This is a genomic window from Blastocatellia bacterium (genome assembly GCA_016713405.1).
Taxonomy (GTDB): domain Bacteria; phylum Acidobacteriota; class Blastocatellia; order Chloracidobacteriales; family JADJPF01; genus JADJPF01.
Map to the genome: position 1 here is coordinate 574,292 of JADJPF010000020.1, position 25,989 is coordinate 600,280.

27 protein-coding genes are annotated in these 25,989 nt (G+C 34.2%); 8 read left to right on the plus strand and 19 right to left on the minus strand.

Going from position 1 to position 25,989, the window contains the following annotated elements:
- Positions 1–14: 14 nt before the first annotated feature.
- The 3 genes from IPK14_20820 (at position 15) to prfB (ending at position 3,337) form a co-directional block, all read left to right on the plus strand.
- Positions 15–557, plus strand: a complete 543-nt coding sequence (locus tag IPK14_20820; GenBank protein MBK7995727.1) for an SPOR domain-containing protein — start codon at positions 15–17, stop codon at positions 555–557.
- An 83-nt stretch (positions 558–640) separates the two neighbouring features.
- A complete protein-coding gene (gene lnt, locus IPK14_20825) occupies positions 641–2,206 on the plus strand; it encodes an apolipoprotein N-acyltransferase (protein MBK7995728.1) in 1,566 nt (521 codons plus the stop codon).
- 2 nt (positions 2,207–2,208) lie between these two features.
- Positions 2,209–3,337 (plus strand): peptide chain release factor 2 gene (gene prfB / locus IPK14_20830; protein ID MBK7995729.1). Its coding sequence is split into 2 segments (ribosomal slippage): positions 2,209–2,268 and positions 2,270–3,337, totalling 1,128 coding nucleotides; the frame shifts between segments, so codons are not numbered across the junction.
- 47 nt (positions 3,338–3,384) lie between these two features.
- Here prfB and IPK14_20835 read toward each other — a convergent pair.
- The 8 genes from IPK14_20835 to IPK14_20870 form a co-directional block, all read right to left on the minus strand.
- A complete protein-coding gene (locus tag IPK14_20835) occupies positions 3,385–5,643 on the minus strand; it encodes a transglycosylase SLT domain-containing protein (protein MBK7995730.1) in 2,259 nt (752 codons plus the stop codon).
- A 526-nt stretch (positions 5,644–6,169) separates the two neighbouring features.
- Positions 6,170–7,513 carry a response regulator gene (locus IPK14_20840; GenBank protein MBK7995731.1) on the minus strand — a complete coding sequence of 448 codons (1,344 nt, stop codon included), beginning with the start codon at positions 7,511–7,513 and terminating at the stop codon, positions 6,170–6,172.
- Positions 7,514–7,544: 31 nt separating this feature from the next.
- Positions 7,545–7,700, minus strand: coding sequence for a hypothetical protein (locus IPK14_20845; protein MBK7995732.1), 156 nt, complete (start codon positions 7,698–7,700; stop codon positions 7,545–7,547).
- Positions 7,697–8,299: a response regulator gene (locus IPK14_20850; protein ID MBK7995733.1), complete on the minus strand. Its 603-nt coding sequence runs from the start codon at positions 8,297–8,299 to the stop codon at positions 7,697–7,699. Before IPK14_20850 ends, IPK14_20845 begins: the two co-directional genes overlap by 4 nt.
- On the minus strand, positions 8,292–10,154 hold the full coding sequence (locus tag IPK14_20855) for a PAS domain-containing protein (GenBank protein ID MBK7995734.1): 1,863 nt from the start codon (positions 10,152–10,154) through the stop codon (positions 8,292–8,294). The genes IPK14_20850 and IPK14_20855 overlap by 8 nt, the downstream gene beginning before the upstream one ends.
- Positions 10,155–10,236: 82 nt before the next feature.
- A complete protein-coding gene (locus IPK14_20860; GenBank protein ID MBK7995735.1) occupies positions 10,237–10,980 on the minus strand; it encodes a hypothetical protein in 744 nt (247 codons plus the stop codon).
- The gene (locus tag IPK14_20865) at positions 10,947–11,579 is read right to left on the minus strand and encodes a serine/threonine protein kinase (protein MBK7995736.1); all 633 of its coding nucleotides are present in this window, start codon (positions 11,577–11,579) and stop codon (positions 10,947–10,949) included. Before IPK14_20865 ends, IPK14_20860 begins: the two co-directional genes overlap by 34 nt.
- Before the next feature lie 17 nt (positions 11,580–11,596).
- Entirely contained in the window at positions 11,597–13,387 is a 1,791-nt protein-coding gene (locus tag IPK14_20870) for a protein kinase (protein ID MBK7995737.1), read from the minus strand.
- A gap of 244 nt (positions 13,388–13,631) precedes the next feature.
- Here IPK14_20870 and IPK14_20875 point away from each other — a divergent pair, with 244 nt between their 5' ends.
- The 3 genes from IPK14_20875 to IPK14_20885 are packed head-to-tail and all read left to right on the plus strand — an operon-like array spanning position 13,632 to position 16,383.
- A complete protein-coding gene (locus IPK14_20875; protein ID MBK7995738.1) occupies positions 13,632–14,252 on the plus strand; it encodes a hypothetical protein in 621 nt (206 codons plus the stop codon).
- Positions 14,233–15,453 (plus strand): tetratricopeptide repeat protein, encoded by a 1,221-nt coding sequence (locus IPK14_20880; GenBank protein MBK7995739.1) that lies wholly within the window; start codon positions 14,233–14,235, stop codon positions 15,451–15,453. Before IPK14_20875 ends, IPK14_20880 begins: the two co-directional genes overlap by 20 nt.
- 42 nt (positions 15,454–15,495) lie before the next feature.
- Positions 15,496–16,383 carry a cysteine synthase family protein gene (locus IPK14_20885; protein MBK7995740.1) on the plus strand — a complete coding sequence of 296 codons (888 nt, stop codon included), beginning with the start codon at positions 15,496–15,498 and terminating at the stop codon, positions 16,381–16,383.
- Positions 16,384–16,424: 41 nt separating this feature from the next.
- Here the strand turns inward: IPK14_20885 and IPK14_20890 are convergent, their stop codons facing one another.
- The 6 genes from IPK14_20890 to IPK14_20915 form a co-directional block, all read right to left on the minus strand.
- Positions 16,425–16,697 carry a hypothetical protein gene (locus IPK14_20890; GenBank protein ID MBK7995741.1) on the minus strand — a complete coding sequence of 91 codons (273 nt, stop codon included), beginning with the start codon at positions 16,695–16,697 and terminating at the stop codon, positions 16,425–16,427.
- Positions 16,698–17,311: 614 nt separating this feature from the next.
- The gene (locus IPK14_20895; protein MBK7995742.1) at positions 17,312–17,803 is read right to left on the minus strand and encodes a hypothetical protein; all 492 of its coding nucleotides are present in this window, start codon (positions 17,801–17,803) and stop codon (positions 17,312–17,314) included.
- 139 nt (positions 17,804–17,942) lie between these two features.
- Complete coding sequence (locus IPK14_20900) at positions 17,943–18,515, minus strand: matrixin family metalloprotease (GenBank protein MBK7995743.1); 573 nt, start codon at positions 18,513–18,515, stop codon at positions 17,943–17,945.
- Between the two features lie 22 nt (positions 18,516–18,537).
- The gene (locus IPK14_20905) at positions 18,538–19,119 is read right to left on the minus strand and encodes a hypothetical protein (GenBank protein MBK7995744.1); all 582 of its coding nucleotides are present in this window, start codon (positions 19,117–19,119) and stop codon (positions 18,538–18,540) included.
- Between the two features lie 242 nt (positions 19,120–19,361).
- Entirely contained in the window at positions 19,362–19,589 is a 228-nt protein-coding gene (locus IPK14_20910; protein ID MBK7995745.1) for a hypothetical protein, read from the minus strand.
- Between the two features lie 117 nt (positions 19,590–19,706).
- Positions 19,707–19,865 (minus strand): hypothetical protein, encoded by a 159-nt coding sequence (locus IPK14_20915; GenBank protein MBK7995746.1) that lies wholly within the window; start codon positions 19,863–19,865, stop codon positions 19,707–19,709.
- 441 nt (positions 19,866–20,306) lie between these two features.
- On the opposite strand from IPK14_20915, the gene IPK14_20920 reads away from it, so the two are divergent.
- Together IPK14_20920 and IPK14_20925 are read left to right on the plus strand one after the other, a co-directional pair.
- Entirely contained in the window at positions 20,307–21,551 is a 1,245-nt protein-coding gene (locus tag IPK14_20920; protein ID MBK7995747.1) for a threonine synthase, read from the plus strand.
- A gap of 93 nt (positions 21,552–21,644) precedes the next feature.
- A complete protein-coding gene (locus tag IPK14_20925) occupies positions 21,645–23,018 on the plus strand; it encodes a hypothetical protein (GenBank protein MBK7995748.1) in 1,374 nt (457 codons plus the stop codon).
- Between the two features lie 39 nt (positions 23,019–23,057).
- Here IPK14_20925 and IPK14_20930 read toward each other — a convergent pair whose 3' ends face one another.
- From IPK14_20930 to IPK14_20950, 5 genes are all read right to left on the minus strand, one after another.
- A complete protein-coding gene (locus tag IPK14_20930; GenBank protein ID MBK7995749.1) occupies positions 23,058–23,504 on the minus strand; it encodes a YjbQ family protein in 447 nt (148 codons plus the stop codon).
- Positions 23,505–23,598: 94 nt separating this feature from the next.
- A complete protein-coding gene (locus IPK14_20935) occupies positions 23,599–24,342 on the minus strand; it encodes a di-trans,poly-cis-decaprenylcistransferase (GenBank protein MBK7995750.1) in 744 nt (247 codons plus the stop codon).
- A gap of 50 nt (positions 24,343–24,392) precedes the next feature.
- Complete coding sequence (locus tag IPK14_20940) at positions 24,393–24,683, minus strand: transcriptional regulator (protein ID MBK7995751.1); 291 nt, start codon at positions 24,681–24,683, stop codon at positions 24,393–24,395.
- A gap of 115 nt (positions 24,684–24,798) precedes the next feature.
- Positions 24,799–25,422: a hypothetical protein gene (locus IPK14_20945; GenBank protein ID MBK7995752.1), complete on the minus strand. Its 624-nt coding sequence runs from the start codon at positions 25,420–25,422 to the stop codon at positions 24,799–24,801.
- A 69-nt stretch (positions 25,423–25,491) separates the two neighbouring features.
- On the minus strand, positions 25,492–25,980 hold the full coding sequence (locus IPK14_20950) for a hypothetical protein (GenBank protein ID MBK7995753.1): 489 nt from the start codon (positions 25,978–25,980) through the stop codon (positions 25,492–25,494).
- Positions 25,981–25,989 lie beyond the last annotated feature (9 nt).

A 25,989-nucleotide genomic window follows, 5' to 3' on the forward strand; every position in this document is an offset into this window, starting at 1 on the left:
AGAGGTCTACTAAAGTGGATAAAGAAGGGGCCAAAACTCGTGAAAAAGAGCTTTCTCCTTGGACTGAACGCCAAGGGGTAGTAAGTTTTGTTATTTTAATAGTTCTTTGTTTAAGCTTTTATACATTAGGTATTTTTGTAGGTCGGTGGTCTAGTAATACTACTACTACCCAAGCTACAAATAATCCTGCTATGGCTGCAAGTATGCGTTATAGCGGGGCAAGTGCAGACACAAACGAAGTTATAAAAGATAAAGCAGAAGAAAAATCAATTGTTGAGCCAAAAAATAGTTTTTTACCTTCTAATAGTGAAAAATACTCTGTTCAAGTTGCATCTCCTAATAGCCAAGAAGAAGCAGATAAAATTGTAGAGAAATTACGTAAGATTGGACTTGATAGCGTTCATGTCATAGCACCACAACCAAATTCAGTAGCCCAATTTTATATTGTTAGAGTAGGCCCTTATGATGTAGACACAGCCCGCCAAGTAGCAGAAGAATTACAAAACGATCATAATTTTCGTGGCGTGCAGGTAATGCCAAAACAAACAAAACAATAAAATCACCTAATTAGTTTGTTGTAGAGAAGGTTAAATTCCTAAGATCTATTGGGATTTTTAACTTCTCTGCTAAACTTATTTGCATGTCTACAGCTAAAAACACCACAAAAACTACTTATTTAATAAATATTTCTTTAGCAATTTTGTCTGCTTTAACATTAGTTTTATCATTTCCTAATTTTGAACTCTACTTTTTAGCTTGGTTTTCGCTAATACCGCTACTTTATGCTTTAGTAAGAACTACAAAAACAAGTTTTGCTTTCCTATTAGGGGAGATATTTGGCATAGGTTATTTTTATGGCACCTGCTATTGGATCACCTACTCAATGATTAATTATGGTGAACTACATCCATTAGTTGCTTATTTTCTTGCATTTATACTTGTTGCAATAGTTTCGTTATTTCCTGCGTTATTTTCAGCAATATTTAATTACTCAGTTAAAAGATTTGGATTTGAAGCAATTTTATTTGCTCCTTTTATTTGGGTAGCAACTGAGTTTTTACGGCTAAATGTTGCTGGAGTTGGTTGGAATGCTTTGGGATATTCACAAGGGTTTCAGCCAATGTTGATTTGGCCTGCTCGCTATGGAGGAGTTTCCTTAATTTCAGCATTAATTGTTTTATCTAGTTCGGCCATAGTCCTAATTCTTTACAAACGAAGTCGATTAACTATTGCTATATCTAGCCTATCATTACTTTTATGCTTGCTTGTGCCAATAATTGGAAAACTAACCATTAAGGAAATCCCAATTCCCAAAGAAGCAATAGATGTGGTTGCTGTGCAAGTAGTAGCACCTGTTGGTGTTCCTCAAAATGAGCTTGTAGGAAGCTTAAATCGTCAAATAGGCATGAGTTTATTAGCTGTAAAAGAGTTAAGAGAAGAAAAAAAAGAACAACAAGACCAAATAATTTTAGTCGCCTGGCCCGAAGCACCTTTTAGTTTTAATTATGATGAAGATGAAAACTGGCCTAGAATTTTTGGGCAATTTACTCAGGAAAATAAAATTTATCTTTTAATTAATGCTGTAACTGCTACTAAAGATAAAACAGATGATTATAATAGCGTAGTGTTAATTAATCCTAATGGGGAGCGTGTAGGACAATATAATAAAATTCATCTACTTCCATTTGGTGAATATGTTCCTATGCGGGGCTATTTACCTTTAATAGATAGGATTCCAGCCTTAGCTGGAGATTATAAGTCAGATAATAAATACACAACCATTGATCTAGCTGGTGTAACTATTGGAACATCGATTTGTTTTGAGTCCGTATTTCCTGATATTACTCGTGAAATGTCTAGGGCAGGGGCGCAAACCTTTATTAATGTTGCTAATGATGGTTGGTTTGGACAAACTCCAATTTCCCGGCAACACTTAACCCATTTAGTTATGCGTGCAGTAGAAACTAACCGTCCAACACTTAGAGTAACTAATGTTGGGATTTCTGCTTATATTGCTGCTAATGGACAGATCAAGGATGAAACTCCAATTTTTGAGCCTGCTGTAAGAAAATGGAAGATTGATAAAGCTGCACAAAAACAGCCTTTAACTTTTTATTCAAGATTTGGAGATTTGTTTGCATTTGCTTGTTTGCTAACTAGCTTGCTGTTAATATTAGCCGGTTTTAGAAAAAATAGGAGTAAGTAGTAATGTTAGACGACTTAAGAGAAAAACTAGAAAATCTTAAAAATAAGGTAGTAGAGCTAAGGAGGTTCCTTTGATGTTGATAGCAAACGCCTTGAATTAGCAGAAATTGAAACTCAAGCCTCAGCCGTAGATTTTTGGGCTAATCAAGCTCAAGCTCAAAAAGTTTTACAAAAACGCCGCCGATTAGAAACACATATACAACAAGCAGAAAAATTAACTAGGTTAGTAGAAGACTCAGAAGTTTTATTAGAATTTGCTCAAGAGGACGAAAATTCTCTAAGTGAATTAGGTAAAACCCTTGATCAATTGGATAAACTTACTAGCGAAGTAGAAACAGAAATGCTTTTTACAGGAGTTAATGATAGTGCTAATGCAATTGTAGAAATTAAGCCTGGTGCAGGTGGAACGGATGCTCAAGACTGGGCAGAAATGATGCTAAGAATGTATTTGCGTTGGGCCGAGCGCAAAGGCTTTAAGACGGAAATCTTAGACCAACAAGCAGGCAAAGAAGCTGGTATCAAATCAGTCACCTTTACTGTTACGGGTGATTATTCTTATGGACTTCTAAAATCAGAAATGGGAGTTCACCGCCTAGTACGTAACTCTCCTTTTAATGCTGGTCATAGTCGGGAAACAAGTTTTGCTTCTGTTGATGTTACTCCAGAAATAGACGACGATATTGAGATAGAAATTAATGAAAAAGATATTCGCATAGATACTTATAGATCTTCTGGTGCAGGCGGCCAACACGTTAATACAACAGATTCAGCCGTTAGAATTACACATTTTCCTACAGGCATAGTAGTTAGCTGTCAAAATCAACGTTCCCAACATCAAAACCGCGAGGTAGCCTTTAAGATTTTGCGCTCTCGTCTCTATGAACTAGAAATGCAAAAGAAACGCGAAGAAATTGCTAGACAAGAAGCTGCAAAAATGGATATTAGTTTTGGCTCACAAATTAGAAACTATGTTTTACAACCTTATCGACTAGTTAAAGATACTCGTACACGTTATGAAACTGGCGATGTAGACGCGGTGTTAGATGGGGAAATAAATGCTTTTATTAATGAGTATTTGCTACAAAATTCACGTCAGCAACAGCAAGTAGATGTTGTTGTAACAGAAAAATAATAAAAGCTCTAAATCCTAGAATTTAGAGCTTTTAGAGATCTTAAAGCTTATTTTTGGGCTGTTTGGCTTTTTCCATAAATGCGTTTATATTGTTGACTGTTACGAATTACACCAAAGACATAAAGGCGTGTCTCTGTAATAGGTATTGATTCTACCCAATCTTCTATATTGCTTGTAGGTAAAGTAGTTAGCCACTTGCTAACACGCCCTGGGCCACCATTATAAGCTGCTGCTGCATATTCAATCTTTCCATATTTATCCAACATTTCAGCTAAATAAGCTGTCCCTAGCTGAATATTTAATTTTGGATTATAAAGCTGTTCGTTAGTGATTTTACCTGCACCTTGTTTACGTGCAACTAATTGACCTGTTGAAGGAAGTAGCTGCATTAAACCTAGAGCATTAGCACGAGACTTGGCCCTAGGGTCAAAAACCGACTCTTGGCGAATTAAACCTGCCACCGTGTAAGGGTCAAGTCCATGTCGTTTAGCTTCAGTTTGAATAGTTTCCCACTCAATTAACGGGAAGAAAATATCATAAACTTCCTGAGAAACTTCATCACCCTGATAAATACTGTAGTCTGGATGTGCTTTCTTTAAGGTATCAACAGCACGGAAATTTTCTCCACGATCTCGATAAATAGCGGCTTGAGCAAAATTAACTTTATGTGAGGTAGGGAATTCCTTACGCACAAACTCGATTTCACTAAAAGCTTGGTCATCTAGTCCTATTTCATGCAATTGCTCTGCTTTTTTCAAGTAGGGGACAACTTTGTCTGTTGCTGTTTCAGGTAAAGGGCTAGCAGGTTTTAAGTTTTCGATGGCTCTGGCTAACTGTGAACCTTCAGCAGCCTTTTGAGCTTTAACACCTTGTTTTTTTAGTTGACCTAAGTATTGCTCTGTTAAATAGCCATAGTAGTTATATTTATAGCGTTTTAACAAGGCTTCATAAAGAGCTACAGCTTTAGAGGGTTGACCAGCTTTTTCAGCATTACGAGCAGCCCAAAAGATGGCAGGGCCACGAAAATCAGTATTAGGAATATTAGCTAAATGTTCTACAAGTGCTTCACTTGCTTCTGCATATCTTTTTTGTTGATGTATTTTCCATGCAGGCTTATAAGAAATTTCGTCAGCTTCTTTAGAATTTGGATAATTTTGGATTAATTGATTTCGATAACGTGTTGCTAAAGATTCATTAGCAATTTGATAGTATTCAACCATTGCTCCTAGCAGGCTTGCAGCTTGTTCCGAGCTAGGTTTTAGGGTTGTTAAAACTTGGTTTGCAACCTCGGCAAACTGTCCCATTTGTTTTTGTTTTAAGTAACTATTGGCTAAATAATAACGAGCTTGTAAATAATCTTCTTTATTGCTATTAGAAACATTTTGTAGTGGTGTAACAGCCTCGCGGAAACGGTTGAGTTTATAGAAGCTAATTCCTAACTCTAGCTCATTATTTGCGCTAACGGCTTGGTTTGGAAAATTAGTTTTTAAGCTGGTGTAAGTTTCTGTTGTACGGGCATATTGACCTGCTCGAAAAAGTTCTTGTGCGCGAGTTTGATAAAGCTCATAAGAGGATTTACTAGTTTCTGGTAGATATTTTTGTTCTATAAGTCGTTTTTCAGCTAAATCCGCTTCGCTACTTTGAGGGACTTGGAAATAAAGTTTTTTATAAAACTCTACTGCTAAATCAGTTTTTTGTAGTTTCTCATAAGCTTGAGCCGTTAGGAATAAAGCTGTTGCGTCTTTGCTATCAGTTAGCCGACTAAGTTTTTTAATTGCTGTGTTAGCATCGTTTAATTGATTTAATGTTATTTCTCCAACAGCTATTTCAGCATTTCGAGCAAGTAGGGAATCGGGATATTTTTCTGCTAATTGGCTAAAGGTCGCAATAGCTTTATTAAATTCTCCTATTTCACGATAAGAGCGACCTTGATAATAAAGTGCATAATCGCTTAAAACGCTTCCTTGACTGATAAAATCAGCATCAAAAAGCTTTGCACTTACAGAAAAATCACTTTTGTTATAATGTAAATACCCTCGTAAAAACCGAGCTAAAGAACCTGTTTTTGAATTAGGAAACTTTTCCTCTAATCTAATTAAGTCTTGATCTGTAGGATTACCATTACTAGCAACTACTAGTTGTCGTATTTGTTCAGTTGAACCAACAATGCGTTTTCTATCTGCTTCGGCTGGGGAAGATGCGCTATATTTTAGTAAAAATGCAGAAAATACGGCTAGAATAACTACTGGCAGTAAAATAGCATAATAAAATTTAGATGAACGAATTAAGGAAAATATTTTTTGCATATTAAACCCTTGTCACTAAAATAACTACTTAAGTAGTTAGGAGGAAAATTATTAATTATAATTTATTGGCTTTATTTTGTTAATTTTGGCTTATGTTCTGGTAAATGTGCAATGAGTTTGTGTATTAGTTTTGGTGTTTTTAAGTTAGAGAAAGCAAACCACGAAGTGTACAAAAAGCATGAAGAAAAAGCCTCTTAAACCTCATGTTTTTAGTAAACTTCGTGGGTAGTTGGCTGCGGTAAAATTAAAAGCTTTGTCAAAACTTTCCTAGCGTGCAAGCTACATTTTTTATTGTGGCATTCCACAGTTTAGATAAAAAGTTTGCTATAAATACACTGTAAACTAACTAATCAAATATTTTTAATTCTAAAACCTTAAAAGAGCATAAGATATATAACTTAGGCTATCAAGCTTAGGAATGTCTTTGCTTATCTTGTTTATTTACTCCATATTACTTGTATTATTGCTATTTTCCTTTTCCTATTATTTTCTATTTCTTTTTTGTATTTTATCACTGCTTATTTATTTAGGCTTGATTTTGATAATAAGCAGCTAATTTTTCAAATATTTGGTCTAAAGAATCCGTAATAACCCGAGGGCCAACTATTTCTTGAGACTCAAAAATAAAACGCCCTGTTTGCCAGCTAATTAGTGAAAATAGTGCTGTTTCTCCATTGATTGCTTCATATTGAGCATCTGTAATCCAACCTTCTTGAAAAGAAATAGAACCAGATGCTTCATCATTAATTAAAGTTAGTAGCCCAGTTTTAGCCATATATTCCAACATTCTTAGTAGGTGTGGCATAGGAATAGTACCTAATCTGCCTGATAATTCTGCTTGATCTGGATATAAAGTGGTTGAAGAAGAGGCATTTTTTTGCCATTGGCGCAGAAGAAGTTTTTTAGTACGTGCAGCAAGTTCGGAAATAACAAAGGGTTTAACCCAATAATCTTCTACACCTTTGCTAAAAGCAGCTAGCTTTTCATCTTCTTGACCACGAGAACTAAGGCAAACAAAAGGAATATTTTGAGTTTCAGGATTTTCTTGTAATTTAGCAAAAAACTGGCTTCCATCCATTTGAGGCATTAGTAAGTCAGAAATAATCAAGTGGGGTTTCCAACTAGATACAGTTTGTAAGGCTTCTGTCCCATTACTAGCTGTAGAGGATTGACAGCCAATAGAGCGAAGCATTGCAGTCAAAATTTTGCAAACACTTTGATCATCATCTACTACTAAAACCCGCATGGGAGCAAAAATAGCTTTTTCTGCTGGAAGGGTGACAGGGACTTTGGATGCTGTATAACCGGGTAAAGTAGCAATTAATTGAGTTGGTTTAGGAGAGTTTTCTTCTACCCAAGTTCCCCGCGCACCCTGGGCCCAAGTTTCGTCTTTTTCACCAATCATTTCCCTAAGTTCTTTTCGGTAAATAGCATCTTTTTCACCTAAAGCAGGAAGGTTAATTACAAAGCCTCGAGCCGCTTCTTTTTGGTTAATCTCCAAGTAAATTTCAATTATTTGTCGGGCCGCTTTATAAGCTTCTTCAAACTGTCCTGTAACATGATAGGTTTTTTCTATGTCTTTTAAAATTGTAGCGCGTTCTGTTTGGTCAGCTAAGCGTTCAGCTTTGCGAAAGTATGCTATTGATAATGCTGTTTGAGGGCTTTTTTGGTAAATTCTACCTAAAGTAGAAAAATGCTGTATAGCCTCCCTATTTAACCCATGATTTTCACAAGCAATGCCTAATTGCCGCAAGATTTCTGGGTCATTAGGTTTATTTTGTAATTGGTGCTTTAATTCTATTATCTCTTTAGGTACTTTTGCGTCAGTTGGTGCAGCGTTTTGTTGTTTAAATTTATCAAATAAGGACATAAAAACCTTTCCTAAGAATTACTAGTAAATATTAAGCTAAATCCAAGTGAGCAATTTTTTCTCTTTCGTGTAATAATACACTTTCTGCACGTATAAATTCCATTTCTAGTTGAAGTAAAAGATTTTCTAATCCTTCAAAAGATTTGTTTTTACAACGTTGTTCTATTTCTGCACAAATTTTCATCATTTGGTTTGCTCCAAGTGATCCAGAACTCCCTTTAATGTATGAGCAACTCGGCGAACCTCTACAAAGTCAGACTGTTGCAAAGCATTACGCAAAATATCTAGTTTTTTTGGTGCATCTTTAACAAACATATCAATTAGTTCTAGTAAAAGGTTAGGTTCTCCAGGAACCTGTATTTGTAGCAAGCTTTCTATAACACTTAAATCTATAGGAGGTAACATAGTTAGTTCACTTAGTTTATTAGTTAGTTTACTAGTTAAATGTTCAGTGGTTTTACGAGCTAATTTTTCTGTAGGCAGTTGATAGCAGCGTTTTAGTACAGCTTGTAATTGCTCTATTTTAACAGGCTTACTAATATAATCATCCATACCGGCTTCTAAGCAATTTTCTCGGTCTCCTTGCATTACACTAGCAGTCATAGCAATTATTCTAGGTTTATGATTAGTATAGTTTTGACGAATTTCTCGAGTAGCTGTTAAACCGTCCATTTCAGGCATTTGTAAATCCATTAAAATTACATCATAGTTTTGACGAGCTAAAGAATATAATACTTCTAACCCATTGGCTGCTATATCAGCACGATACCCCATTTTTTCAAGCATTCGTAAGGTTACTTTTTTGATTTACTACATTATCTTCTGCAACAAGTATTCTTAGCGGATGTTTTAAGGCCATTTCATAATCTATTTGAAGTAATGTGTTTGTATGTCGGGATTTAATAGGTAAATTAGAGAAAATATTAGTAAATACTTCATATAAATGTTGAGGGTTAAAAGGTTTAGTTAATGAACCTGCTATTATTGCATTTAATTGTGAAGTAGGTTTATCAGGACTTACTAAAGCTAGAAGAGGTATATTTTCTTTTAGTTGGCTAAGAAAATACTGGTAGTTATCAACTTCTGTATCAATCACTACAATATCAAATAATGAGCCATCACGTAGCCAATAAATTGCTTCATCTACAAGTGTTGTTGCACGTGGGTGCATACCCCAAGCAACAGCTTGTTGTTGTAACAAATATTGATCTACTGGATCATCAACAATCATTAATAGCCGTTTATCTACTAAAATATTTTCTACTTCACCATGAGTAAATTCATCATCCGTTACTTTTGCCAAAATAGTGAAATGAAAAGTAGCTCCAGACCCTACTTGGCTTTCTACCCAAATATTTCCCCCCATTAGTTCACAAAGTAATTTACTAATAGCTAAACCTAGACCTGTACCACCATATTTTCGAGTTGTAGAAGTGTCTAGTTGAGAAAATGCTTGGAATAATTTATTTACCCTATCAGGAGCAATACCAATACCATTGTCTTTAACAGAGAATTGTATTTTATAAATATTGTAACTATCTTTTTCTAAACAAGAACTAGCTTGTAAAGGTTGTTCTAAAAGACTGGCTTTAACTAAAATAGATACTTCTCCAACCTTAGTAAACTTAACAGCATTACTTAATAAATTAACTAGGATTTGACGAAGCCTAGCTATATCACCTAGTATAATTCTTGGGGTAAGAGGGTCAATAGAATAAGTTAAATTTAAGCCTTTTTCTGCTGCTTTAGGTGCTATTAATACCAAAGATTCCTCAATACAATCTTTAATATCAAAAGGAGCTTGCTCAAGCTGTAATTTGCCAGCTTCAATCTTAGAAAAATCTAAAATGTCATTGATAATTGTTAAAAGAGCATCACCACTACTACGAATTGTTGCTACATAATCTTTTTGTTCTTCTGAAAGGCTTGTATCTAATAAAAGCCCAGTCATACCAATAACAGCATTCATAGGGGTACGAATTTCATGGCTCATATTTGCTAGAAATTCTGATTTAACCCTTACAGCCATTTCTGCTGTCTCTTTGGCTTTTTGTAGTTCTTTATGAACTTGTTTTTGTTCACTAATATCAGTAGCAATGCTTAAGAATCCAAGTGAATTTCCTAAATTATCCTTTAATGCAGTAACTGATAAATTAACGGTTAGGGTTTGATTATTTTTCTTAATATATGTCCATTCTCTAGCTTCTTGTTTACCTTGACGAGCATATTCAGTTAAAACATTTACTCCTGTGATTTTATGATGGAACTTATGACTTAATTCTTGTCCGCGCAAATTAATTTCTGAGCTTAAATGAAAAATTGTTAATTCTTTTCCTATTACTTCTTCAGAATTATAAGCTAGCATTTTCTCTGCGCCAGAATTGAAAATAGAAATAACTCCATTAACATCTGTAATAATAATTGCTACTAAGGAAGCTGCTTCTAGTATGGAAGTAATATTAGCTAAAGGGTTAAATTTTGTGCTTAAGCTATTTTCTGAGGCTTTAGAAAAATTTGAGCTAGATAATTGCGTTTCTAAAATTTTGCCCTTAGATTTATTTTTTGATAGTTTGGTGACACATCGACGTAATTTTTTTAGTTCTAAAATTAGCTGTTTTTTGGTTTTTTTACTCTCCCTCATACAGCTTGTCCTTTGAAAAAAGTTAATCTCAATAACATAATGTGTTTCTTAATTTTTTATTTAAGTACAAAATTAAATACTATTAAGGATTTTGTGTTAAGTATAGGGCTAATGTTATTATTAATAATCCAAATAACACTCCTACTGTGATGATAAGAAATTTAACTTGTTTTTCGCTTGTTTCCCTAGGACTTATTGATGATTGATGAACTTCTCTTGAAAAAGAATCACTATTCATACTATTCATAGAATTTGAGTTTATAGATGGAGAAGAATCAATTTCACTAGGCTGAGGGATTTTATTTAAGGGAGGAACTTGAGTAATAGGAGAGTTAATAGCAATAATATTACTAGGCTTAGTTGCTGTATTATTTATAGTAGCTATTTCAGCTATGGGGGAAAGATTAGGTGTTTGTTCTAGCGAATTATTTGAAAAAGATAAATCTTTTTGTGAGATACTATATTCTTGTCTTAGTTCTGAAATCATTCCTTGATCTAGGACAGGTTGTGTTGCTTGAGAATATTCTAAGCTAATCTCAAAAACAGCTTTTTGGAAATTATCAAATAACTCTTTTGCTGTTTGGTAGCGTTTGCGAGGATCTCTAGATAAAGCAGTTTGTAGAACAACGTCTAAAACTTTAGGGATAAAAGGAAATTTCTGTGATGCTACAGGGGGATCTTGGTTAATTTTGATCGCTAATATTTGCCTAACATTATTACTTTCTATAGGCATTTTGCCTGTAAGCATTTGATAAAGAATAATACCAAGGCTATAAATATCAGCCGTTGGGCCTAGTTGTTGACCAATAATTTGTTCTGGAGACATATAATAGGAGTACCACAAGCTTCTCCCATAGCTGTAAGGTTAGAACCCGCAGTAATTTCACTATCTGGTTGCAAGAGTTTTACTAAACCAAAATCTACCAGTTTAATAACTTCTTTTCCTTGGCTGTCTTTAGCTAATAACACATTAGCAGGTTTTAAGTCTCTATGCAGTATATTGCGTTTATGTGCAGTATCAAGTGCTTCTGAAAGAGGTCGCAGTATTTCTAAAGCACGCATAACATTAAGTGGGGATGAGTGGGTGATGTATTCATCTAAGGTTTTTCCTTCGATAAACTCCATAGCCATAAATAAAATACCTTCTGGAGTTTCCCCAAATTCATGAACTTTTACAATATTAGGGTGAGATAAAAGCGATCCTACTTTAGCTTCTCTTTGAAAACGCTTAACAAAAACACTATTAGCTGTTAAGTGGGGGGAGATAACTTTAATTGCTACTACTTCATTAGTACTTACTTGAACACCACGAAACACAGCACCCATCCCACCTAGAGCTACTTGGCTATCGATGCGATAGGTTTGGTTTAATAGCTTACCTAGAAGGCTATTAAAGTAACTAATTTGTCCAGTTTTACCACTCATTTGAGTTTACCACTCATTTAGTCAGCTTTATAAGCAATACGAAATCCTAAATTTTCAAAAGAAAAGCTGGGTTGTTCCCAAAATCGGTATATTATAGGGTCAACTTTTCCCATCTTACCATCTTCTTTTAGTCCTCGAATAATGTAAAAATTTCCAGGCCCTAACTTTTCAGCTTTTGAGTTTGGATAAGCTTTAAACTCAGAGTTAGTCCATTCAATATTATCTTCCATCATTTGTTTTACATTTAAACTTGCATGATTATTTGCTAAATATTCCCATTCTGCTTCTGTAGGCATTCTATAAGCTTTGCCTGTTTGTTGTGTTAACCAATCACAGTAAGCTTTGGCATCTTGCCAACGAACTGTTGTTACTGGCTTTTCTAGTTGATCGTTAGGAGGAGTTTTTTGACCTCTCCAGTTATCTGGAGGAGGATAGTTAGAGTTCTTAATAAATACTGCGTATTGATGGTTAGTAACTAAGAAGCTAGAAACATAAAAAGATTCTAATTGTACTAAATGCTCTGGGGAAGAATAGAGGTCAATTTTGCTATTTCTTCCCATCTTAAAGGAATCCCCTTTTATTTTTACCATTGGAGGAAGTTCTGTTGCAGATACCTTGTTATTAGTATCAGTATTTTCTGTATTGGCTTTAGATTGGTAATATTTCCAGCCACCAAATCCACCTGCCACTAATAGCACTAATACTACAACATAAACAATAGGGTTAGTACGGGGTTTTTCGTAAGAAATAACTTCTGGGTAATCATCTTCTGGAGGAAGGTTTTGTTGAGGTTTAATACTATTATCTTGACGTTTTCCAGATGCCGTAGTGTTATGACGTTGGGTTTGATTGGTATTATTAAAGTTTTGTCTACCAGTTCTACCAGTTCTATTAGTACTATTGCTAGTATTATTATAGTATATTCCACTAGCATCTTCAGTCCCATCTCTAATAATGTCCATCATAGCATCTTGCTCAACATTATCTATTTCTTTCTTAAGTGCTAGAGCAGATTGCTGACGTTGGTCAGGTGATTGGGCTAGACCTTTTAAGATAATATCACTTAAACGTAAAGAGATTTCTGGGCAAAGTTCATGCAGTGGCTGTGCTAATGACATTACTGCTGGAGGAACTATGCCAGCTAGCATTTCATAAACAATTAAACAAATCCCAAAAACGTCTGAGCGAGCATCTACAGGAGTACCTAAGAATTGTTCTGGAGTCATATATTTTAATGTTCCTAACAATTCTTCATTAGATGTTAAATTTTGACTTGATGGATCATCCACCAGTAATTTAGCAATACCAAAATCTAAAACCTTAGTTACTATCTCTTCTTCGTTAAGTTGTTGAACCATAATGTTTTCTGGTTTTAGATCACGGTGTACAATACCTTGAGTATGTGCTGCATGAAGACCAGAACACATTTGTTTAGCAATTTGAATAGCTTGTTTTTCAGGAAGTTTTCCCATCTTTTCAAGTAAAGATCTAAGAGAAACTCCTTGAATATACTCCATTACAATATAAGGGACTTGTTCTGCTGTAACCCCAAAGTCTGTCACCATAACTACATTAGGATGAGCAATCTTAGCCAATGCTTCTGCTTCACGTCTAAAACGAGCTAAATGGTTTGGGTCTGTAACATTTGAACTAAAATTCATAAGTTTAAGTGCAAATGTTTTATTTAAGTTTAAGTGAGTAACTTTGAAAACTTTACCCATACCGCCTTTGCTCATCAAAGAATCAATGCGGTACTTGTCTTCAATAATAGTTCCGATTGCTGGATCGGCAGCTTGCGCTTGAGACATATTAATCCCCAATTTGTAAACAGATCTAAAATACTTCTAGATCTAAAATTAATGAAAGACTAAACTTTCAGCTAAGGGTTTTTGATATTGTGTTTAGGCAAACAAATAATAGCTATCAATCATATATTAAGGTGGTAGTAGAGACAAGATTTTAGTTATAATTCTAACAAGTTGTCTACCTAAAGCATCTATAAAAAGGATTTTCTCACATCGGTTAATTTAATGTAAAGGGAGAATGTTGGTAATGGTTGCTAATAACAAATTAAATAGCATCTTAAAAAGAAAAAAAGGCTTTTTTAATAAATTTATTCCTACTACTAAAGTAGCCTTAATTCAAATTTTGGGAATAGGACTCTTTTCCAGTGCCTCTTTAGCACAACAACCTATTGCTAATAACCCAGGTATAGCGACTAATAATTATTTAGCTAATGTAGTTTCTTTAATAAACAATAAAGAACCCCAGTTTTCTTTATTAACTACAACTCTTGATGCTCAACGTCCTGGTACTACTAGTCAATCTGGTACAAGCACCCCTTTATCACGTCCAGGTACAGGAACCCCTCTGTCACGTCCAGGCACAGGCAAAGCTTTATCACGTCCAGGTATTGGCGGTACTGTTGGGTTAAATAAAGGTGTTAGCTTATCTCGTCCAGGAATTTCTAATGTTCTTTCACGTCCTGGTATTGAACGTAGCCAAGCACTTGGAATCCAACAAGTAGGAGAAGCTACAGCACAAGCTACAAGACGTGTGGTAACTGCAACCACTGGCCCGGAAGCAATAATAAAAACAGGAGATTCTATAGTTGAAAAAGATCCAGATAAAGCTATTGGTATTTATAAAAAACTTGATAGAAAAAAATCCTAACTTTGGCCCAGCCTATGCTGCTCTAGGTTATGCCTATCTCCAAAAAGAAGATTTTGACCTAGCTATTGATAACCTACGAACTGCTATAGAAAAAGATAATAAAGACTCTGACGCCCGCCTTAATTTACGTGTAGCTCTTTATCGTAATGGGGAAATTGAAGATGCTATAAAAGAATATGAACAATTAATGAGAGATAAGTCTGATAACCCTGAAGTTTACTATAATTTAGGCGTAGCTTATGCCCACCAAGGAAAATTTAAAGATGCTCTTGATCAAATAAACCTAGCAATCACCAAGCGGAAAAACAAAAAATACCCAGAAGCCTACAATAATTTAGGGTTAATTTATGAAGTTATGGGACAATTTGATAAATCAATAGAAAGTTTTCAATCTGCTATTGAACAACAAGGAGGCAGCTACCCCATTGCTAACTATAATTTAGGAAGAATTTATGTAAATAGTAATAATAAAGAAAATAAATTTGCTGCAATTAAACAATATGAACTTGCAGTAAAGCAAAATCCAAAATTTGCAGAAGCTTACTTAGAACAAGGAAATGCTTGGCTTTTTCTTAATAATAATGGAGTTGAAGGTTCTTTAGGAAAAGCAATAGAAAAATATCAAAAAGCTTTAGAAATAAGAGAAAATTTTTACCCACTTGCACATGAAAACATGGCAATTGTCTATAGTAAGTTAGGACAAAAAAATAAAGCCTTACAACACTATTATTTAGCTTTTGAACAATATGATGGTCGTTGTCCTGAAGCTTTACAAAATTTAGTAAATACTATTATAGATGAACAATTTTTTTCTATAACTAATGAACTAGATAAAGTAAATAATGCAGGAAGCTTAAAAAATAAGGCAGTACAAGAAAAAATCACTACTAAAGATGGTGAAGAAATAGAAGCAATATTTTTCCGAACAATGAAGAATTTACTTTCCTATGCTGATGTTGATGAAGAACTAAAAGATAATGCACTAATTCGTTATTGTGGTGGACGTTCCTATGCTTTTGTTGGTGATTGGCAGCTAGCAACTAACGAACTAGCAGCAGCTTTAACATTAGCTAAAAAAGAGGCAAAACAACCTGATAAAAATAAAGAAAAAGCAGATAATGAAATAAATGTTAAAGAAGATGCTGAACGTGCTTTGCTTACAATAGCATCTAATAATTTGGTAGCTATTCTACCGCAGTAGTTTTTAGAAAATATTGTTGGAGGATCTGTGTACAAAGGGCAGTTGTTGGATTTAATAGGAAATACACCTTTAGTAGAATTAAGAAGTTTTAGTAAAAACCCTTCTGTTAAGATATTTGCTAAATTAGAGTTAATGAACCCTAGCGGCTCTCTAAAAGATCGTATTGCAAAATATATGATAGAGTCAGCAGAAGCTACTGGGAAATTAACATCAGGTAAAACCATCATAGAAGCATCAAGTGGAAATACGGGTATTTCTCTTTCAATGGTCGGTTCACTAAAAGGATATCGGACAAAAATCTTTATGCCTGAATCCAAAAGTATAGAACGACGAATAATGATGAGAATGTGGGGGGCCGAACTTATACTGACACCTCGCAATAACCCTCATAGCCACATTGAAGCTGCAAAAGAACTATCAACCAACACTACAGACTATTTTTATATTGACCAAAATGAAAACCAAGATAATGTACTAGCCCATTATCACCATACAGCAGCAGAAATCTTAGAACAAATGCCAGGTTCAATAGATGCTGTTATTGCAGGTATTGGTACAGGTGGGACTATAATGGGAGTTGGACGAAGGCTAAAAGAAGCTAATAGTAAAACCCAAGTAGTTGCTGTACAACCGGCTGAAGGTATTAGCAAAATAGAAGGACTACTTCATTTAGATGGTAGTTATGTACCTGGTATTTGTGACCTTTCTTTAATAGACAAAAATATCTATGTAGAAGATCCTAATGCAATTGAAACAGCCTGTAAATTAGCTTTGCAGGAAGGTATTTTTGCTGGCATTAGCTCAGGAGCCGTACTTTATGCAGCTTTATCTTTAGCTGAAACAATGGAAAAAGGACAAATTGTCATTATTCTAGGTGATCGTGGGGAACGTTACCTAAGCACAGATCTATGTTTACACGCTAGAAGTTAGTACATTTACTAACTTCTAAAATTTTACTTAAAGTCAATTTATTACCAACCTGAACGCCTTTTTGATTCTGGCGGGAGTGTAACATCTTCAGGCCAATCTGTTTCATGAGAAACTACATTAACAATTACACTAGGTGTTAAGTACCCATAAGCAGGACGAAAAGAATAAACATATTGTATATCTTGAACCGTCCATAACTTTCTATTTTCACCACTTACAATCATAATGCTTTCTCCCACACGAGGAATACAAGAGGTGTGCTGACTAAAAATTTCTTTATCATAATGTAGAAATTTTACTAGCGGGACATCCATAGTAATCAGTCTCCAAATAATATAAATATATTAATGATAATTATTATTAATGTATTTTATTAGCAAATACTTAGCGCAAAATAAAAAACAATTATTTTGTTTTGTCCAAACTCTTTTCAACTCTACTTTATTTATAGATTTGAAAAATATGTTTTAAGACTGTTAAGCTATTTTGCAAGTATTTTTTTGATTGTGCAACCTGTTAAATAACTAAATCAATAGTTGCAAGTTTGTTCTTTTAACCTAAAAAGTAGTAAAAGTAAGACTTAAAAAATAAGTTAATTTTTGTTGCACCATAGATCAAACAAATTAGATTCCTATTGCCTAATGTATAAACCCTAAGTTATAGCTCTTTTGCTACTTTGTAGCTTTACTTTTAATGAAATTTGCTTATGTTATGCTGTATTAAATATGGGTTTCTAAACCAAAGATTAAGTTATAAGTTGGATAGCTCTGGGTAGAGGTTTAATAGAAGTGTTAAGTTTCGCTTCATATTGAAGATAAAATAGGTCAATAAAATAACCAAAAATGGAAAATTGAATGTGTAAGACCTTTGATGGTCAGATGTGTAAATATATCATCTGACCATCAAAGTCTTTTTGCAAAATGAAAAGTTATTTGGGTTCAATTCTAACTAAAATTCCTTCAATACTGCGTGACTGGCCTCTTGTACCGCAAAATTGGCCGTTCTTAAGTATAGGAGTATCTCCTTGGCCTTCTAGTTGTGCCATATATAAAACATTGTAATTACTTGCAGCACTACCAGTAAGTTCAATAGAAAAACCTTCTAGCCTTCTTGATTGTCCTCTAGTACCAACAAATTGTCCTTCACCAACGAAAGCAACATCTCCAACGCCTTGTAAATGAGCTTTATATCTTAAACTAACATTAGGGATTGGTTGAGTAATGTTTATTTGAAATCCTTCTAAAATGTTGGGTTGTCCTTTTGTTCCTGTAAATTCATTATCTCTAAAGACTCTATCTCCAATGTTTCGTAAATGTGATAGGACTCTTAATTGTGGGCCTCTACGACCATAAAGAGAACGAACTCCTTGAATGTCATCGTTTGACAAAGAGCGTAATTGTCCGCCATAGTTTGCAAACATAACGGCACTTTGTATTGTAGAGTGATCTAAACCTAATAAATGACCTATTTCATCAAAGCAACTGTTTCAGTATCAAATGTGTTTATTGAGTGTGAGAGTCCCCAAGTTTCATCTTCATCAAAATGTAATGCACCAGCATTTAGACCACCACATGGAGGAGGATAAAAGCATTAAGCAAAACATTTCCAATACCATCAAATGGGTTGTTATCTCCATGGCTACCAGAAAACCATCCTATTCTAAAATTTGGATTGTTGGCTAAACCAACTTCTTGAAAGTCTATAGGAATTTCTCTTTGCCAAGTTGCAAAAGCATTTCTAACAGCTTGTTGCTCACTATTGCCATTTATATCATTTGTTCCATTTATAAAGGCATAAGTTAAAGTACGGAATTTTGCTTGATAGCTGCAACCACGAACAACAAAACTTGAGGATGTTTCTTCACCTGATGGAGGTATATCTCTTAGACCGCATCTAGGTAAATTTAAAACATCTACAGTCTCTTTATCTAAATAGCCTGTTTCTTTAAGGCTCATATTTCTTTGATAAAGCTTCAAAGCTTTTTCTGTTGGTTCATCCAGCCTTCTATCTTCACATTTTTGCTGTAGATATCCAAAACGTCTAAGATATTTTTGTACAAGGTGCATTTCTTCATTCACATCATTTGGTTTAACATCACAAGTTTGTATAAAAAAACGTCTAGTATTAGACATAAAACAGAGTCCTTTCTATTAGCTATTTTATTAGGTTCAATTTTAATTTACAGTAACTTACTGTAGAAGCTTCTCTTAAATGTTCTGCTTTAATGCAAGATGTTAGAAGGTTAGTTTTTGTTGTGCTATCAATCTGAGTAAAAGATGTAATATAGTTGTCAAACTGTTTGTTGAGATTTTTTAGTTGGGTAATAACCATTTTTAATTTTTCTTGGTCAAGTTTTGCTAAATTTCCAGCTAGACTTTCAAATTCTTTTTGTAAAGAACTTAGTTCACCTTCCAACTTTAGTTTTTTGCTTGTTAGAGAGGTTTTTAAGTCTTGTATGATCTTGATATTGTCTCTAAGAGCTAAGATCATTTCTTTTTCCTTCAAAGGCATGGAATAGGTTGAAGATGCTATTTTGTTGAATTTTGCTGAAATATCTATGGTTTCTTTGTAGATATCTGTTGCATAAACTTCCATAAGTCGGGAAGCTTTTTCTATTTCCTCTTTTTCTTTCTTTGATGCAGCTAATAATTCTTCTTCTGTTGATTTAATACTTTTCTCTTTTTCTGTGATTTCACTATTTTTATCCCCTATATTTTGAGACAAGTTTTTAAGCATATTAACTTTTTCTAAAAGACCCAGAATTTCAGAATCAATGTTTCTTAAGAATGGAGGAAAGGTTTTAGGGTAATAAAGGTTTTTTCCTAAACCTTTATCTGTTTGAGCGGCTCTAAATACTTCTGCTACTAATGCACTTTCATCTATATCAAAAGTTTGACCTTTAATTTCGACATTTGTTCTTAAAAAAGCTGTTAAATCAACAAAACCACCTAAAAAACTTTGTGCTATTTTTAATGGTGCTAACGAAGTAATAGAGCACTAGCACCATCAGAAGATTTTTTAGGACAATCAGAATTAGTTATCAAATCACAATAAGCACCTTGCATTAATTCGATTTGTTTTCTTGCTACTTGGTAAGTTAGTAACAAACTAACGTCTTTTTCATTGTAAATAGATAAGCTTGTACTGGATTTTAAAGTGTCCTTTTCTTTAATAGTTGCAACAATTCTGTTAGCAAGTTCTGCCATAGAGATATAAGAAACTGTTTGAGGTTCTATTACAACATTATCATTAATGGTTGTTTTCCTTCTAAAGGTTTACTACTAAAGGCCGGAAAGCTTGCTGAAAAAGCTGCATTGGCGGCATCAATTTCTGCTTTTCTGGCATTTTGCCTCAGCTAATCTAGCTTCAGCTTCATTTTTTCTGTCTTGTGAAGTGCCTTGTGCTAAAACACAAGGTGCCACAATAAATAAGGTAAAAATAAATAAAATCAAGAACTTAAACTTTGGCAAATTGTATCTCATAAATTTCTCCTTGATGATTTTTAAGAAAATTCCTATTAGTAAAAACTTTCTTTTTAAATTTTTTTCTAATGATTAATTATTTATTATTTAAGAACTTATGCGTATTGCACTATACTTACAAACCGTAAGCTACTTTTTACATTGATTTAATATAGTAGTATTACTTTTGTAAATTTCTCTTCTTATTAATTATCTTGTTGTTAGATAAATTGCTTCCAAAGACAAAAGGACATCCTATGAATATTTAATTAGTAATATTCATATAACTTAATACACTTAATTAGCTATGATTAGGAGACGTAGGAGGAAGAAAAAAACATACAGAAAAATAGAAAAATTTTTCCTAGAATTTCCAGATTATTTTCAAAAAGTAGTTTTATATAAAAAAAGATCGCTTATTATCTTGCTTACTTAAGAAAATGAAATAGCTAAGGAAAATACATGACAACTCGCCACATTACTTCTTTGCACTGCGTTAAATGCCATAAAATCTATACTTTAGAGCAGGAGTATACTTGCTCAAGTTGTGGTTTGGATGGAATCTTAGACATAGAATATAATTATGATTTAGCTGCTAAAACATTGACTAAAGAAGCTTTAGCTAGTCGAGAGTTTAACCATTGGCGTTACCTGGAACTACTACCAATTGCAGAAGATGCTGTATTACCACATCTTCAAGTAGGCTGGACACCTGTTTATAATGCACCAAAAATTGCTACAACCCTGAATATGAAAGCTGTTTATATTAAAGATGATGGACGTAACCCTACGGCATCGTTTAAGGATCGTGCTAGCTCGGTTGGGGTGGTAAAAGCTACAGAAAAGAAAGCACCGATTATTGCTTGTGCTTCGACGGGCAATGCTGCTAGCTCGCTAGCTGGTTTTGCTGCGGCAATGGGAATTGCAAGTATTATTTTTGTCCCTGAACGCGCACCAGAGCCAAAAATTACCCAACTATTAATTTTTGGTGCTACTGTAATACGTGTTAAAGGAAGTTATGAAGATGCTTGGTGGTTTTGTCAAAGAGCTTGTGAAAAATGGGGTTGGTATAATCGTAATGCTGCGGTTAATCCTTATTTAGTGGAAGGAAAAAAGACTGCTGGCTTAGAAATAGGCGAACAAATGGCGGATAATATGCCGGATTGGGTCGTCTTTTCTGTTGGGGATGGTTGCACTATTGCAGGAGCTTGGAAAGGTATTTGGGAGATGTACAAACTAGGAATAGCAAAACGTTTGCCTAAAATGCTAGGTGTACAAGCCGAGGGTGCAAGTCCAATTGTAAAAGCTTTTCGTACTAATTCAGACTTAATAACATCAGAGGCACAGACCATTGCTGATAGTATTTGTGTTGGTGAGCCTAGGAATTGGCGTAAAGCTCTAAAAGCAATTCAAGATTCTAATGGTGAAATGATTCAAGTAACAGATGAGGAGATTTTAGAAGCAATGAGGCTTACTGCTAGAAGTGCTGCTGTATTTGGTGAACCAGCCGGAGTTGCTGCACTAGCAGGATTAAAACGCGCTAGAGAAGAAGGAATTGTAAAAGAAGGTGAGACGGCTTTAGTTGCTATTACTGGTAATGGGTTAAAAGATGTGCAAACTGCTCGCAAAGCAGCGGGTGAGCCAATTGCAATTGAGCCAGATATAGAAAAATTAGCTCAAGTTTTACAGGAAAAATTTTTAATTTAAGTTGTTATATTGCTATTACTTTTTTTGTCTTAAGTGGTAGCTTCCGAAAAATATCTATTAACCTTAAGCAAAACAAGTAAATAAATAAAAACAATGGCAAATATTGTTGATGAGCTAAAGAAAATTATTTTTGCAGCCAAAATAGGCCCTTGTTATTCCCAAGAAGAATGGCAAAAGTTTTATTCTGGTAATGCTAAAGACTTGCCAATCAAGCATTTAACTAGTTGTAGTAAATGCTTAGATATTGTTAATCAACTTCATTCATTACCTTTGCTAAATGAACGTAGCCCTTTTGATGTTCTTGAGCGAGATGGCAATAATAATGATGATAATCATGATAAACCCAATCAAAACAATAGTAACAGCCCATTTAGTAGTAATAAAACTGGTTCTAATCAGGCTTTGTTACTAAAACAATTAGAAGAAAAAAGAAAAGAGCATTTTGATTATTTACCACAAGAAATTACTTTTTGTGTTAATGGTTGGCCTTTTACATCTTGCAAAGTAGATGATCAAGTGAAATTGCTTAGTCTAAGACCAAATTTAGATGAGCCGTTGGAATCTATAGAATTACTAGATGAAAAAGGAAAGCTGATTTTTCATAAAATGTTTTCTGAAGAAATAGAACAAGAAATTAAAGAAGATATTAAACTTAATGAAAATCAACAGTTAAAATTTACAATAATCTACTTAAACGACACTCCAGAAATTAACTTAGAGTATACTGACAAGCGAGTTGTCAAGAGTAGAGTTAAGAATAGTTTACTAGCAAGTTTTATTAGTAGCTTTCAGCAGTCAATGGTTTTTCCTAAATTACTGTGGGCTACAAGTGTAGTAGTTATAATGGTTACTAGCTTAGCTGTGCTGCAAATTTACTGGCAACAAAAATTTAATAAATTACAACAAGAACTAGCCAAAATTAATCAGGAAAAAAGCACGTTTGAAGACAGATTAATAAAATCAGAGACCTTAAGTAGAAAACTGTCAGATGAATTAGCTAGTGTTGAGCAACAGAAAATAGAGATTAAGCCAAGCATTATTGAAAAACCAAAAATTATTAGTAAGATTACTAAAATTGATGTGTTAAGCAATATAAAATTAGCACTTGTTTTAGCTACACGTAACACAATTAGTAATTTAATTAATAACACTCGTGCAGTAGTTTCACCGATTTTATTAACACGAGGAACACAATCAAGTTTTGCTGTTAGGTTGCCAAAATATGAAGAAAACAGCCAAGAAGAATTTACCTCTTATTTGGTAAAAATTAACCTATCAAAGGAAAAAACTTTAGTAGAGAAAATAAAACTTCCTAAAACTTCTGAAGATATAGATTTTATTTCTATAGAAGTTAAACTTGCTAATACTAATAACTTACAGGTGAATACTTTAGCACAAGCAACTATTATAGGTATTATTGGAAAACAAGAAGTAGAAATTGCTACATTACCATTAAAATTTGAATAAATACTTTGTTATAACGTAAAATTCAATTCTTGCGTATATTTACACCATACCCATTAGCATTACAGAGATATTTCTGGTTTGTGAGCTATCTAATTCTAGTAAAAAAATCCTCTGCCAAGTGCCAAGTTGAAGTTCCCCTGCAAAAATATTTAATGTTTCAGAGGTTCTTAAAAAAATAGCTTTACAATGAGAATGCCCATTTTCCCGTTCATTAGCGGTCATGTTTACTGTACGAATCTTAAAATTATTGTGCTGATATGCTATTTCTTGTGGAACAAGTCGTTCTAAAGTACTTTTTATGTCTGATAAAAGTAGTGGCTCATGCTCATTAATGATAATTCCTGTAGTAGTATGCTTGGTTTGAATATTAATAATTCCGTTTGAGATTTGAGATTTTTTTACTAAATCAATAATTTGCTCTGTTATATCTATAAATTCTAAGCAGTTAGAAGTTTTGATTGACAAAGTTTGGTGATAGGTTTTCATTACAGAAATAGACTCAACTATATCTACAGTTGCTAACATAAAGCCTCCAAAATTATTCAAATTGGTTGAAAATTGATGGTTGAATGTTTGGTATTTAACTAGCGGCCACTTTACTTAATCCACCAAAACGACGATCACGAGCTAAAAAGCTATTAACTGCTCCAGCTAAATCATTAGCATCAAAGTCGGGCCACATTCGGTTGGTAAAGAAAAACTCTGCATAAGCACATTCCCATAAAAGAAAATCACTTAAGCGTTGTTCTCCACTAGTGCGGATTAGTAAATCTACGTCAGGTGCGCTTGTCTGTGGACAGTCAGCAATTAGTTGTGAAAAAGTTTGCTGATTTAAGGCTTGAAGAGAAGGATTTTCACTAAGTCTTTTAGCAGCACGTAAAATAGCTTCACGAGCAGAATAATCTATAGCAATCCTTAAATGTAATGTTTGACCATTAATAGTTGCTTGTTCTGCTGTTTCAATTGCACTTAACACTGATGAAGAAAGACGATCTCGGCGGCCTATTACACTAATTCGCACTCCATTTTTAAGGGAATTTGCTATCTCTTTACGCATAAAAAGCTTAAGTAATCTCATTAGTGCATTTACTTCTGCTGATGGTCGTCTCCAATTATCAGAAGAAAAAGCGTAAAGTGTTAAAGTTCCAATTCCTAAACTAGGGCAAGCTGTTACAGTTCTTCTTACTGCTTCGGCTCCAACGCGATGTCCAGCAATTCGTGGTAGTCCTCGCCCTACGGCCCAACGTCCATTGCCATCCATAATTATTGCTACATGTAATTTTGGGGGTAAATCATTTTTAATTAATTGTAAAGAACTTTGCATTATAAAGTAGCTCCTCAAAAAAATTTAACTATCTTGGTTTATATTAAATTCTAGCGATCTCTCATAGCTTGAATTAAAGCTTCCATATGGTCTAAGTAACGCTCTAATGCCCTTTTACCAGCAGCGGTTAGCCGATATTCTGTTTTAGGTACTCGGCCTTCAAAGTATTTTTCACAAGTTATATATTCAGCTTCTTCTAATTTACGTGCATGTACGCTTAAATTACCATCAGAGGTTTTAAGTAAAGTTTTTAGCTCATTAAAAGATAGAGAAGCATTTACAGCTAACGCGCTAACAATGCCTAAGCGCAAACGTTCATGAATTAGGCGGTCTAGTTCCATTGGCCCATCATCTGCTAACCCAGGCAAGCCACGTAGTTGCGGGCTTTGTTGGCTGGAAGATAAATTTTTGTTTGTTACTAAATCATCAACAGTTGATTTAGTATTAGCCTTTAACTTAGCCACCATACCTCCAAGCAATAATTAAACCAAAAACTATATGCAGTAAACCAAACCCTAATGCCATAAAAGCATTTCCCCAAGTGGCTGGCGAAAATACTGCAATTAGTCCTAACACCATAAAACAAATGCCCATTACAGGCACAACTTTAACAGAAAATGCTCCACCAGTAATAATTCCTGCACCATAAAGTAACAACCACATACCAGTAAAAAGCGAAAAATTATTACTATTATATAAACTTAATGTAAGTATTGCTGCTGCCAACATTGGTGGAGAGCAGCTTAACGCAAACTTTTGCCCGGGCCTAGAAAATAACGGTATTTTTGATACTTTAGCTTTTAACTGCATTGAAATTAGCGAAATTACTAATGATAAAATAGCTAAGGTTATCCAAATAATTAACCAATAATTAGAGTTAGTTTGTTTGTTAGCTAAATAAGCCGTTATTACAGCCAAAACTCCAATGATAACTTGCCCCCAACCGGGAACTGCCGTGAAGGATGCCGCCGATTCCATTGTTTCACGAATAAATTTTAAGTTGTCCATTGCGTGCAAGTGCAGCGCAGGCGGCTCGCTATCTTTTTCTGTCTGAGAACGAACAGGACGAATTGTTGACATAACGCTATCTTAAAAGACAAGAATCTTTACTGTCAAGTACTTTATTATATAAAGTGCTTTTTATTTTATTTAATTAAAAATTTCTTTAATTGCTTGTTTACAAGTTTCTTCTAAAGTATTGCAAATAGTAATATTAGGGCAATCTTGACTAAAACGTCTACGAATATAGCGACTACCGCTAAAACCTTCTTCAATACCTAAAATTAGCTTAATTTTATCTCTTTCATAACGAACTTTCCATTCAGCTAATTCAAATCTAGAAGTTTGAGCATAAGCACGATCGCAAGAGTGAACAAGCTCTTTTGCAAGCCAAAACATTATTGCCCCATTTTGTTCTGCATAGCGTAGATAGTAGGTTTCCCAGTCTACTTGTTTTTCATAGATAAATTCGCCTTTTGGGTAATCTCGACGAGGGCAAGCAATATTAAGTTTGGGAGAGTGTTTTTGTAAGTATTCTATAGCTAGATGTTGCCAATCAGCACCTTGAATTGGGCCAGCTAAAAAAACTACTGGCCCTGCAATGTCTAAGTAAAAAGGAGGTAAAATTAACTGACCCATAATTAGTAA

Bases quoted from the DNA above. Each gene is read 5' to 3' on its own strand.
- IPK14_20890 (MBK7995741.1), bottom strand. From the start codon at position 16,697: ATGGATGTCCCGCTAGTAAAATTTCTACATTATGATAAAGAAATTTTT.
- IPK14_20865 (MBK7995736.1), bottom strand. From the start codon at position 11,579: ATGAGTGGTAAAACTGGACAAATTAGTTACTTTAATAGCCTTCTAGGT.
- IPK14_20875 (MBK7995738.1), top strand. From the start codon at position 13,632: ATGGTTGCTAATAACAAATTAAATAGCATCTTAAAAAGAAAAAAAGGC.
- IPK14_20840 (MBK7995731.1), bottom strand. From the start codon at position 7,513: ATGTCCTTATTTGATAAATTTAAACAACAAAACGCTGCACCAACTGAC.
- IPK14_20920 (MBK7995747.1), top strand. From the start codon at position 20,307: ATGACAACTCGCCACATTACTTCTTTGCACTGCGTTAAATGCCATAAA.
- IPK14_20905 (MBK7995744.1), bottom strand. From the start codon at position 19,119: ATGCTTAAAAACTTGTCTCAAAATATAGGGGATAAAAATAGTGAAATC.
- IPK14_20945 (MBK7995752.1), bottom strand. From the start codon at position 25,422: ATGTCAACAATTCGTCCTGTTCGTTCTCAGACAGAAAAAGATAGCGAG.
- IPK14_20900 (MBK7995743.1), bottom strand. From the start codon at position 18,515: ATGTCTAATACTAGACGTTTTTTTATACAAACTTGTGATGTTAAACCA.
- IPK14_20910 (MBK7995745.1), bottom strand. From the start codon at position 19,589: ATGGCAGAACTTGCTAACAGAATTGTTGCAACTATTAAAGAAAAGGAC.
- IPK14_20855 (MBK7995734.1), bottom strand. From the start codon at position 10,154: ATGAGGGAGAGTAAAAAAACCAAAAAACAGCTAATTTTAGAACTAAAA.
- IPK14_20895 (MBK7995742.1), bottom strand. From the start codon at position 17,803: ATGTTTGCAAACTATGGCGGACAATTACGCTCTTTGTCAAACGATGAC.
- lnt (MBK7995728.1), top strand. From the start codon at position 641: ATGTCTACAGCTAAAAACACCACAAAAACTACTTATTTAATAAATATT.
- IPK14_20935 (MBK7995750.1), bottom strand. From the start codon at position 24,342: ATGCAAAGTTCTTTACAATTAATTAAAAATGATTTACCCCCAAAATTA.
- IPK14_20850 (MBK7995733.1), bottom strand. From the start codon at position 8,299: ATGCTTGAAAAAATGGGGTATCGTGCTGATATAGCAGCCAATGGGTTA.
- IPK14_20940 (MBK7995751.1), bottom strand. From the start codon at position 24,683: ATGGAACTAGACCGCCTAATTCATGAACGTTTGCGCTTAGGCATTGTT.
- IPK14_20835 (MBK7995730.1), bottom strand. From the start codon at position 5,643: ATGCAAAAAATATTTTCCTTAATTCGTTCATCTAAATTTTATTATGCT.
- IPK14_20915 (MBK7995746.1), bottom strand. From the start codon at position 19,865: ATGAGATACAATTTGCCAAAGTTTAAGTTCTTGATTTTATTTATTTTT.
- IPK14_20950 (MBK7995753.1), bottom strand. From the start codon at position 25,980: ATGGGTCAGTTAATTTTACCTCCTTTTTACTTAGACATTGCAGGGCCA.
- IPK14_20925 (MBK7995748.1), top strand. From the start codon at position 21,645: ATGGCAAATATTGTTGATGAGCTAAAGAAAATTATTTTTGCAGCCAAA.
- IPK14_20870 (MBK7995737.1), bottom strand. From the start codon at position 13,387: ATGTCTCAAGCGCAAGCTGCCGATCCAGCAATCGGAACTATTATTGAA.
- IPK14_20930 (MBK7995749.1), bottom strand. From the start codon at position 23,504: ATGAAAACCTATCACCAAACTTTGTCAATCAAAACTTCTAACTGCTTA.
- IPK14_20845 (MBK7995732.1), bottom strand. From the start codon at position 7,700: ATGATGAAAATTTGTGCAGAAATAGAACAACGTTGTAAAAACAAATCT.
- IPK14_20860 (MBK7995735.1), bottom strand. From the start codon at position 10,980: ATGTCTCCAGAACAAATTATTGGTCAACAACTAGGCCCAACGGCTGAT.